General features: G+C 64.7%; 12 protein-coding genes. All 12 read left to right on the top strand.

The window, feature by feature from the left end:
* Window positions 1-131 precede the first annotated feature (131 nt).
* Window positions 132-545, top strand: coding sequence for a phage major tail protein, TP901-1 family (locus ABW043_RS07870; RefSeq protein ID WP_353920667.1), 414 nt, complete (start codon window positions 132-134; stop codon window positions 543-545).
* A gap of 10 nt (window positions 546-555) precedes the next feature.
* The gene (locus ABW043_RS07875; protein ID WP_353920668.1) at window positions 556-870 is read left to right on the top strand and encodes a gene transfer agent family protein; all 315 of its coding nucleotides are present in this window, start codon (window positions 556-558) and stop codon (window positions 868-870) included.
* Entirely contained in the window at window positions 867-1,058 is a 192-nt protein-coding gene (locus ABW043_RS07880; protein ID WP_353920669.1) for a rcc01693 family protein, read from the top strand. Before ABW043_RS07875 ends, ABW043_RS07880 begins: the two co-directional genes overlap by 4 nt.
* On the top strand, window positions 1,048-1,587 hold the full coding sequence (locus ABW043_RS07885; RefSeq protein ID WP_353920670.1) for a phage tail tape measure protein: 540 nt from the start codon (window positions 1,048-1,050) through the stop codon (window positions 1,585-1,587). Before ABW043_RS07880 ends, ABW043_RS07885 begins: the two co-directional genes overlap by 11 nt.
* Window position 1,588: 1 nt before the next feature.
* The gene (locus ABW043_RS07890; protein WP_353920671.1) at window positions 1,589-2,209 is read left to right on the top strand and encodes a phage distal tail protein, Rcc01695 family; all 621 of its coding nucleotides are present in this window, start codon (window positions 1,589-1,591) and stop codon (window positions 2,207-2,209) included.
* A complete protein-coding gene (locus tag ABW043_RS07895) occupies window positions 2,206-3,096 on the top strand; it encodes a phage/gene transfer agent baseplate hub protein (RefSeq protein WP_353920672.1) in 891 nt (296 codons plus the stop codon). The genes ABW043_RS07890 and ABW043_RS07895 overlap by 4 nt, the downstream gene beginning before the upstream one ends.
* The gene (locus tag ABW043_RS07900; protein ID WP_353920673.1) at window positions 3,093-3,515 is read left to right on the top strand and encodes an NlpC/P60 family protein; all 423 of its coding nucleotides are present in this window, start codon (window positions 3,093-3,095) and stop codon (window positions 3,513-3,515) included. The genes ABW043_RS07895 and ABW043_RS07900 overlap by 4 nt, the downstream gene beginning before the upstream one ends.
* A 24-nt stretch (window positions 3,516-3,539) precedes the next feature.
* Complete coding sequence (locus ABW043_RS07905; protein ID WP_353920674.1) at window positions 3,540-7,289, top strand: baseplate multidomain protein megatron; 3,750 nt, start codon at window positions 3,540-3,542, stop codon at window positions 7,287-7,289.
* Window positions 7,279-8,016, top strand: a complete 738-nt coding sequence (locus tag ABW043_RS07910) for a glycoside hydrolase family 108 protein (protein ID WP_353920675.1) — start codon at window positions 7,279-7,281, stop codon at window positions 8,014-8,016. Before ABW043_RS07905 ends, ABW043_RS07910 begins: the two co-directional genes overlap by 11 nt.
* A gap of 98 nt (window positions 8,017-8,114) precedes the next feature.
* Complete coding sequence (locus ABW043_RS07915; RefSeq protein WP_353920676.1) at window positions 8,115-8,414, top strand: PepSY domain-containing protein; 300 nt, start codon at window positions 8,115-8,117, stop codon at window positions 8,412-8,414.
* Window positions 8,415-8,436: 22 nt separating this feature from the next.
* A complete protein-coding gene (locus ABW043_RS07920; RefSeq protein WP_353920677.1) occupies window positions 8,437-9,093 on the top strand; it encodes a response regulator transcription factor in 657 nt (218 codons plus the stop codon).
* Window positions 9,094-9,101: 8 nt separating this feature from the next.
* Window positions 9,102-9,994, top strand: an 893-nt coding sequence (locus tag ABW043_RS07925; protein ID WP_353920678.1) for a sensor histidine kinase, incomplete at its 3' end; no start/stop codon positions are given.

The following is a 9,994-nucleotide window of genomic DNA, read 5'->3' on the forward strand; positions in this document are numbered from 1 at the left end:
GAGCGGTGGCGCCGGGCGCGCTCGTGGTGACGCATGCCGAGCATGTGCGGACCGAGACGGTGATCGACGGCGACACCGGAAAGGCCCGCGCGGCGGTGACGCTGCGGTTTTTCACGGAAGGATTTTGAAGAATGGCTGCGCAGAGTGGGAAGAACATGTTGCTCAAGCTCGACCAGACGGGGTCGGGCAGTTTCGTGACCGTGGCGGGGCTGCGGACGCGCAGCCTAGCGTTCAATGCGGCGAGCGTTGATACGACGGACCAGGAAAGCGCCGGGCGCTGGCGCGAACTGCTGGCGGGCGGCGGGGTTAAGCGGGCTTCGGTTTCAGGCTCGGGAGTGTTCAAGGACCAGGCTTCGGATGGGCTCATCCGGAGCCTTTTCTTTGCCGGGACCATCCGGAATTGGCAGCTCATCCTGCCGCATTTCGGCACGGTGGAAGGGCCGTTCCAGATCGTGGCGCTGGAATTTTCGGCTGACCATGCCGGGGAAGTGACGTTTGACCTGGCGCTGGAGAGCGCCGGGGAAGTGACGTTTGTGGCGATCTAGCGAGACAAAAATGCCCAACATTCATCGTGGAGAGATCGCCGCCGAAATCGGGGGCGAGACGAGGGTGCTTTGCCTGACGCTGGGGGCGTTGGCGGAGCTGGAGGCGCGGCTTGGCGCGGGGGATCTGTCGGGGCTCGCGGAGCGCTTCGCGGGCGGAAAAGTTTCGGCGCGGGATCTGACGGCGATTATCGGGGCAGGGCTGCGCGGGGGTGGCAATGCCGTTTCCGACGATCAACTGGCGCAGATGAGCGTCGAGGGCGGATTGCGCGGGGTGGCGGATATTGCCGTGCGGCTGTTGCAGGCGACGTTTGGGGAGGCGGCATGAAACCCTTCCCCTGGCGCGATGCCATGCAATTCGGGCTCGGCGTGCTGAAACTGCCGCCCGAGGCTTTCTGGAAGATGAGCCCGCGTGAACTGGCGGCGGCCTGGGGCGCGGTGGTTGGGGATCGGGCGGGGCGGTTGGATCGGCCGGGTCTTGAGGCTTTGATGGAGAGGTTTCCAGATGGCCGGTGATCTCTTTGACGAAGATTTCAAGGACGAGCTGAGCGACGTGTCGGTCGAGATCAAGCGCATCCATTCGCTGGCGGATGGGGTGGCGCGGTCGATCTCGTCGGGCTTTCGCAGCGCGCTGACGGACGGAAAATCGCTGGAGTCGGTGATCGTTGGTGTCGGCAGGGCATTTGCCGATATGGCGCTGAAGGCGGCGTTCAAGCCGCTGGAGACGCTGGCCGGCAATGCGCTGGAGGGCCTTTTTGCTGGCCTCAATCCATCGATCATTCCGCATGCCAAAGGTGGGGTGATTGCGACACCGACCTATTTTCCATTGGGCAACAATCTGGGGCTGGCGGGCGAGGCGGGGGCCGAGGCCATCATGCCGTTAGCGCGTGGGCCCGATGGTCGGCTCGGTGTCGCCGGTGGTGGGGGCGGGGTCCATGTGACGTTCAATGTGACGGCGACGGATGCGCGCAGCTTTGCCGCGAGCGAGGCGGAGATGAGCGCGATGTTGCTCAGAGCTGTCAGACGCGGAACCCGGGGGAGCTGAGATGGCCTTTCATCATGTGCGGTTTCCGCTCGATATCGCGCTGGGGGCGCGGGGCGGGCCGGAGCGCAAGACGGATGTCGTGACGCTGGCTGGCGGGGGCGAGCAGCGCAATGGGCGCTGGGCGCATTCGCGTCGGCGCTACAATGCGGGCTATGGGGTGAAATCGCGGGCCGATATGCAGGCGGTGCTGGCCTTTTTCGAGGAAAGGCGCGGGCGGCTGCATGGGTTTTTGTGGCGTGACGGGATCGATCATTCTTCGGGTGGCGCGGTGCCCTTGCCGGGGGACCAGGCAATCGGGACTGGTGATGGGGTCAAGACCGGCTTTCAACTTGTGAAGCGCTATGGGGCGGCGTTCGATCCCTATTTTCGACCGATCAAGAAGCCGGTTGCGGGCTCGGTGCGCGTGGCGGTGGCCGGGGTCGAGCGGACGAGTGGGTGGACGGTGGATGTCACCACCGGGATCGTGAGCTTTGCTACTCCGCCGGCTTCGGGGGCGGCGGTGAGTGCGGGGTTTTTGTTCGATGTGCCGGTGAGGTTCGATACTGATCGGCTTGATATCGAGTGGTCGAGTTTTGATGGGGCCGAGGCACCAAGTATTCCGCTGGTGGAGATCTTGCCATGAAAACGGTTGAGGCGGGATTGGCGGGGCATCTGGCGGGGAGAGAGACGACGCTGGCGCATTGCTGGCGGGTGTTGCGTGGCGATGGCGTGGTGCTTGGGTTTACCGATCATGACGTCGAACTGGTCGTTTCGGCGACCACCTGCCGGCCCATGCATGGGCTTGAGGGCGGCGAGGTGCCGGCGCGGCTGGGGGCGCAGGTGGAGACCGGGGAGGTGCTCGGGATTCTGCACCATGATGCCATCGGCGACGAAGATATTGCGCTCGGGCGCTATGATGGCGCGCGAGTGGAGACGTGGTTGGTGAACTGGGCGGACCCTGCGCAGAACCTGCTGCTGCGGGTGGATACAATTGGCGAGATTGTGCGCGAGGATGGCACGTTCCGCGCGGAACTGCGCTCGGCGCAGGAGGCGCTGAACTCGGTGCGCGGGCGGCTTTATCAGGGGCTATGCGATGCCGTTGTGGGGGATGCGCGCTGCGGTGTGAACCTGGCGGCGCCGGGGCGTTCGGGGACCGCGGCGGTGGTGTCGGTGGTCGATCCGTTTCGGCTGCTGGTCAGCGGGCTTTCGGGTTTTGCCGAGGACTGGTTTGCCTTTGGTGTTGCGCAGTGGTCGGGCGGCAAGCGGGTGGGCTTGAAGGATGCGGTGCTGACGCATCGCAAGGGTTCGGGGGGCGATCTCCTGAGTTTTGGGCAGCGGGTGGGCGATTGGGTCGTTGCGGGCGATGTGTTTGCCGTGACGGCGGGGTGTGATCGGCGGTTTACGACCTGCAAGGCCAAGTTCGGCAATGGGGTCAATTTTCGCGGTTTTCCGCATGTGCCGGGCAGCGACTATGTGCTGCGCTACCCCCGTGAGGGTGATGCGCTCGATGGCCGGGCGGTGGTGCCATGAAGGCGGAACTGGTGGTTGCAGCGGCGCGGGAATGGCTGGGCACGCCCTATCGGCACCGGGCTTCGACGCTGGGGGCGGGGTGCGATTGCCTGGGGCTGCTGCGTGGCGTGTGGCGGGCGCTTTATGGGGATGAACCCATGGCGCCGCCGCCTTATAGGGCGAGTATTCGCGACCCCGAAAATGCCGGGGCGCTGCGGGCGGCGTCGGAGCGGTTTTTGCTGCCGGCGGAAGGGCCAATCGAGGCGGGGCAGGTGGTGCTGTTTCGGCTCGCGGGGCTCGAAGAACCAAAACATTGCGGGATCACGGTGTCCGAAGACCGCTTCATTCATGCGCAGGAAAAGCTTGGCGTCGTGGAAGCGTATTTGACTGACGGCTGGGCGAAGCGCGTGAGCGGACGGTTCTGGTTTCCGGATCGCTGAACTTCCTTTCTGAGGACCAAAAACATGGCGACTTTGGCTTTATCCCTGGCGGGGCAGTTCGCCGGGGGGCTGGTTGGCGGGCCGATTGGCGCGACGGTGGGGCGGGCGCTGGGGGCGTTGGCGGGGAGCGCTATTGATAGCTGGCTCTTTGGCGAGACGCCCAAGCAGCGAGAGCATGCGACCTTTGATGTCAGGATCGGCGGGTCGGTCGAGGGGGCGGCCATTCCGCGGCTTTATGGCTGGGGACGACTTTCCGGGAACATCATCTGGGCGCGAGAGCTGGAAGTGCTGGGCGGCGAAACGGCGGGCGCCAAGGGTTGGGGCCAGCAACCCCAGCAGCAGGAAAAGGAAGATGAGATCGGCGCGAGCTTTGCCATCGGTTTTTGCGAGGGGCGAGTGACGCGGCTGGGGCGGGTCTGGGCGGATGGGCAACTGCTTGATCTGCGGGGGATCAACTATCGCTTCTATGACGGCGGCAATGGGCAGATGCCGGACGGGCTGATCGAGGCGACGCAGGGGGCGGGCAATGCGCCGGCCTATCGTGGGCTTTGCTACATGGTGTTCGAAAACCTGCCGCTGTCGCGCTTTGGCAATCGCATTCCGCAGATTTCGGCGGAGCTTTGCCGGCCGGTGGGAGACCTTGAGACGTCCATTCGCGCTGTGACGGTGATCCCGGGGGCGACCGAGTTTGGCTATGACCCGGTGCCTCGGCTGCGTGTGCTGGGCATGGGGACCGGTGCGGCGGAGAATGCGCATGTGCAGCCGGGTGTCAGCGATTGGACCGTGTCCATCAATGAGCTGCAGGAGCTTTGCCCGAACCTGAAACATGTTTCGCTGGTGGTGAGCTGGTTCGGCAATGATCTGCGCTGCGGGTCTTGCCAGATCGGGCCGCGCGTCGAGGCGGCGAGCCGGGATGTGCAGGGCGTTTCCTGGAGCGTCGCGGGGTATGAGCGTGAGGCCGTGCCGGTGGTGTCGAGCCATGGCGGTGGGCCGGCCTATGGCGGGACGCCATCAGATGGCGCGGTGCGCGCGGCGATTGCCGATCTGCGGGCGCGCGGGCTTTCGGTGACGCTCTATCCACTGATCATGATGGATGTGCCGGTGGGGAATGGGCTGGCCGATCCCTATGGGGGTAGCCAGCAGGCGAGCTATCCCTGGCGGGGCCGGATTACCTGTCATCCGGCGGCCGGTGTCGCGGGTTCTCCGGATGGGACGGCGGCGGCTGCCGGCCAGGTCGCGGCGTTTGTGCCGGGTTATCGGGCGATGATCCTCCACTATGCGCAGATGGCGGTGCAGACGGGTGTCGACACGCTGCTTATCGGCTCGGAAATGCGCGGGATGACGACCGTGCGCGGGGCGGGGAATTCGTTTCCCTTCGTTTCGGCTCTGGTGACGCTGGCGGCGGATGTGAGGGCTATTGTCGGGTCCGGTACAAAACTCAGCTATGCGGCGGATTGGAGCGAGTATTCGGGCTATCAGCCGGGTGGCGGCCAAAAATTCTTCCACCTCGATCCGCTCTGGGCCTCGCCTCACATCGATGCGGTGGGGATCGACTGCTACATGCCGGCGGCCGATTGGCGGGATGGTCAGGGGCATCTCGATGCGGCGGCGGGGAGCACGCATGACCTCGACTATCTCGGCGGCAATATCGCCGGGGGCGAGGGGTTCGACTGGTACTATGCCAGCGATGCGGATCGGGCGGGGCAGGTACGCACGCCGATTGCCGATGGGGCGCATGGCGAGCACTGGATCTGGCGCTACAAGGATATTTCGGCCTTCTGGGGCCAGTACCACTATGATCGGCCGGGTGGTGTCAGGGCGGGATCGCCGACGGCCTGGGTGCCCGGCTCGAAGCCAATTTGGCTGACAGAGCTGGGGTGCGCCGCAGTCGACAAGGGGGCGAACCAGCCCAATATCTTTGGAGACGCCAAGAGTTCTGAAGGCGGGCGGCCGTACTTTTCCAATGGGCAATCGGACCCGCTGATCCAGCGCCAATTCCTGCGGGCGCACTATCGGCATTGGGGAAGTCCGACCAAGAATCCGGCGGGCATGGTCGATCCCGAGCGGATCTATTGCTGGACCTGGGATGCGAGGCCGTTTCCGGCCTTTCCGGCACGGACCGATGTCTGGGCGGATGGCGTCAATCATGCCACGGGGCACTGGTTGACGGGTCGCCTCGGAGCCATGAGCAATGACGAAATGGCGTCTGCGATGGCCGCCGAACATGGAGCGGTGGTGCATGCCGGAGCGTCCGACCCCATGGTTGCCGGCGTTGTGCTACCGGCGCCTGGCACGGCGCGCAATGCGCTGGAGCCGCTCCTTGAGATTACCGGGCAAAGGCTGGTGGCGCGCGATGGCTCGCTCCACGCAATTTCTGCGCTGGGCGGCGAGATCATCGGGTTCGACCGCGAGGAGTTGGCACAAGGCGAGGGGGCGGTGCTGACCCAGCGTCGGGCCGCGGCGGTGGAACGGCCGGGGCGACTGGCCTTGGGCCACTTCGACAAGGGCCGGGACTACCTCACCGCGACGGCCACGGCGGTGCGCCCCGGGGCGGGGCAATTGGTCAGCGAAAGCGTCAACATGGTGCTCGATGGGGCCTCGGCGCGTCTCGCGGCGGAACGGCTGCTCGATGACCGTGCGGCTTCTCTCGATACGGTGGAGTTTTCCCTGCCACCCAATCAGGTGGCGCTTGAGCCAGGCGACAGGGTGGTGGTGGACGGCGGAGGGCCATACGAAATCACCGAAATCCGGGATGGTGCAGTGCGGCGGGTGACGGCTCGTGCGGTATCGGCAGGCGTTGCGACGGCCACCGGGGTCGACCGCGCGCCGGCGACGTCGCCGGTGGTCGGGCTGGCGGTGGCGCCGGTGGTCTTTTCGGCGCATTTGCCCGCCTTGCCGAGCGATCCCGCCCGGAGCCGGCTGGTTTTTGGCGCCTATGCAAAGCCATGGCCGGGAACGGTGCGGCTGGTCGATACCGCGACCGGGGCCTCGGTGCTCGATCTGACGCGGGCTGCCGCCTTGGGCGAGGTCGTCGAGGGAATCGGAGCTGGACCGGTTGCGGTGTGGGATCGTGGGTCGGACCTGAGCATCCGGCTCTATGGCGGGCATATCGCCGACGGAGCGGAGGCGGCGGTGCTGGCCGGTAGCAATCGGCTGGCGGTGGAAACCGATGCTGGGACCTGGGAGGTGATCGGTTTTTCTCAAGCCGAGCTTGTCGAGCCGGGGCTTTATCGCCTGACGCGATTGCTGCGAGGGCTCGACGGGACCGACTGGACCATGGGCACGGTGTCGGCGGGACGGCGGGTGATTGTGCTCGACGGCAAGGTGGGTGTGGTGCCGGTCGAGGCGGGGCAGTTGGGGGAGGCGCGGGACATCCATGCCTATGCTGGCTCCTCGGATCTTGTCGGGCAAGTGCTCACCGCCTCGACGATGACTGGGGTGGGCCTGGCCTTGGCCCCGGCGCATCTGCGGGCAAAAAGGGGGGCGACTGACCAAATCGTCTTTACCTGGATACGACGCAGCCGGGCCGAGGACGATGCCTGGGGAGCAGCGGAACCTGCTCAGGAGGCTACGCCTGAGCGCTATCGGGTCTCGATATTCGATGGGCCAACGCTGAAGCGAAGCATCGAGGTTTCCTTGCCTTCAGCCAGCTACGGCCCGGCCGAGCAAAGCGCGGATTTTGGCGGTCTAGCCACCAGTTTCAGGTGTTCGGTGTCGCAGGTGAGTGCGGCGCTGGGCGCAGGCCATGCGGCGGAGGGGACTTATGGGGAATGACGACAGGTTCGTAAAATGCCTGACAGAGGTGCTGCGGCATGAGGGCGGCTATGTCGATCATCCCAGCGACCCGGGTGGCGCCACCAATATGGGCATCACCCGCGAGACGCTGGCCCGCTGGCGAAAGGTGACGCCGTGGACTGATCTGCCGAAGGCGGCGGTCCAGGACCTGACCCTCGATGAAGCGGGGCTGATCTATAGGGCGAACTATTGGAACACGGCTAGGGCTGGATCCATGCCCGCGGGAGTGGATCTGGCCCTCTTCGATTTTGCGGTCAATTCGGGGCCCGACCGGGCGATCCGGGTGCTGCAGGGGGTGCTCGGGGTCGCGGCCGATGGCGAGGTCGGGCCGGTGACGCTCGCAGCAGTTCAGGCGACTGATCCTAGGCGACTGGTCAATGCGCTGTGCGATCGGCGGCTGAGTTTTCTCCAGCGGCTCGCGAGTTTTTCGGTCTTTGGCCGAGGCTGGACGCGGCGGGTAGCCGAGATCAGGGCGGCCGCCCTGGCAGATGCAAGACTTCCTTCAACCATGCAACGGAGAACGACCATGACCATGTTGTCGGGTTATCGTACCTATATCGTCGCGGCTTTCATGCTGGTGGCCGGCCTGGCACAGGTGCTCGGCGTGGAGCTGCCAACGCTTGATGGCGGCTCGGCCGGGAGCCTCGTCCTAGAGGCCCTGGCGATAATCTTCCTCCGCAAGGGCCTGAAAAGCGACGCTGCGTAACTTGCTCGCGGGGCCTTTGCGAATAATGGGAACTGTGGACGCCAACATGAATTGCCTTATTCATGTCCCATTCAGTAAGGCCCCGCTAGTTTAGCGTCATGAAAACCAAAGCCCCAAAACCTTCCGCCGCTGCTGCCATTGCGCTGGCTCTTGCGCTTGCCTTGTCGGGCACCGGCGCGAGCCAGGCTCAGTCCTGCCTCGGCCGCCAGGAAATCCAGGAGGCGGTGACCTCCGGCCAGATCATGTCGCTCGATGCGGTTCTGGCTTCTGCCGGGGTCGATCCGAGTGCTGAAATCCTCAACGTTCAGGTTTGCGACCAGGGCGGGCAACTGGTTTATATCATTGGTGTCTTGACGGCTGACGGTCAGGCGCAGAATTTGGTTCTGAACGCGCAATAGCAGCTGAGCGGCGGGGGCAGTCATGCGTATTCTAGTTGTCGAAGACGATACCAATCTCAACAGGCAGCTCAAGGAAGCGCTGACCGAAGCGGGCTATGTCGTTGATGTAGCCTTCGACGGGGAGGAGGGCCACTTCTTCGGCGATACCGAACCCTATGATGCGGTGGTGCTCGATATTGGCCTGCCCCGAATGGATGGCCTTTCTGTGCTCGAAGAATGGCGGCGGGCGGGCAAGACCTTGCCGGTGCTGCTGCTGACGGCGCGTGATCGCTGGAGCGACAAGGTGCAGGGCATCGATGCCGGCGCCGACGACTACGTGGCCAAGCCATTCCACATGGAAGAAGTGCTGGCGCGCCTTCGCGCACTGGTGCGTCGTGCGGCAGGACATGCGAGCAACGAAATCACCGCCGGGCCAGTGCGGCTCGATGCGCGCTCCGGTCGCGTGACGGTGGATGGGCAGGCGATCAAGCTGACGAGCCACGAATTGCGGCTCCTGAGCTATCTCATGCACCACAAGGGCAAAGTCGTTTCGCGCACCGAATTGACCGAGCACCTCTACGATCAGGACTTTGACCGTGACAGCAACACGATCGAAGTGTTCGTCGGGCGCCTGCGCAAGAAGCTGCCGGACGACTGTATCCAGACCGTGCGTGGCCTCGGCTACCAGATCATCGAATAGGAGCGGCCTTGTCCAGCGAGGCCGAGACACCGGCGCCGCAACCCAATGCGGCCAAGAACTGGCTGCGCAAGGGCTCCATTGCGGCTTCACTCTTCTGGTTGACGGTGGGCTGGCTCGTCGTGGCGCTGCTGGCGACCGGGTTTTTGCTGACTGACCTTTATTCGCGAGCGCTCGATACGACGCTGTCGCAGACGCTGGATTTTCACGTCGAAAGCCTTGCGGGTATCCTGCTCGAAGTGGGCGATCCGCGCGATCCCGATATTGCTCTGGCCGATCCGCGCTTTGATCGGCCGCGTTCGGGCTGGTACTGGATCATCCGTGACGGCGACGGTGTTCTCGTCAATCTCTCGACTTCGGTTGTCGGCATCGACCTGCCGCAGCTTTCGGGCTCGCTTGATGAGCTGGGCCGGCGGACCGGCGTGGTGGCCGACGCGTTTGGCACGCAGTTGCGCGTGCTGGAACGCAGCGTAACCCTTGGTGGGGAAACCTATCGCATCGAGGTTGCCGGCAATCTCACCGAGATTCTTGGCCTCGTGGAAGATTTCCGCGGCCAGGCCTTTATCGTCCTCGGCGCGGTGGGGGCCATGCTAGCGATCATGAGCGTTATCGTGGCGCGCTTTGCGCTGCGGCCCATCGACAAGCTCAGCGCCGCAATCGAAAGCGTGCGCGAGGGCGAAAGCACCGAAATTACCGGACAATATCCGACCGAAATCGCGCCGCTGGCCGAAGAGGTCAACGAGCTCCTGCGCTCGAACGCCCAGATCATCGAGCGGGCGCGCAACCAGGTGGGAAACCTTGCCCACGGGTTGAAGACGCCGATTGCGGTTCTCCGCAACGAGGCCGCGACCAAGAAGGGCGCGCTGGCCGACGTCGTGCAGATGGAGACCGAGAAGATGAGCAA

The sequence above is a fragment of the Devosia sp. genome (genome assembly GCF_040509215.1).
GTDB lineage: Bacteria > Pseudomonadota > Alphaproteobacteria > Rhizobiales > Devosiaceae > Devosia.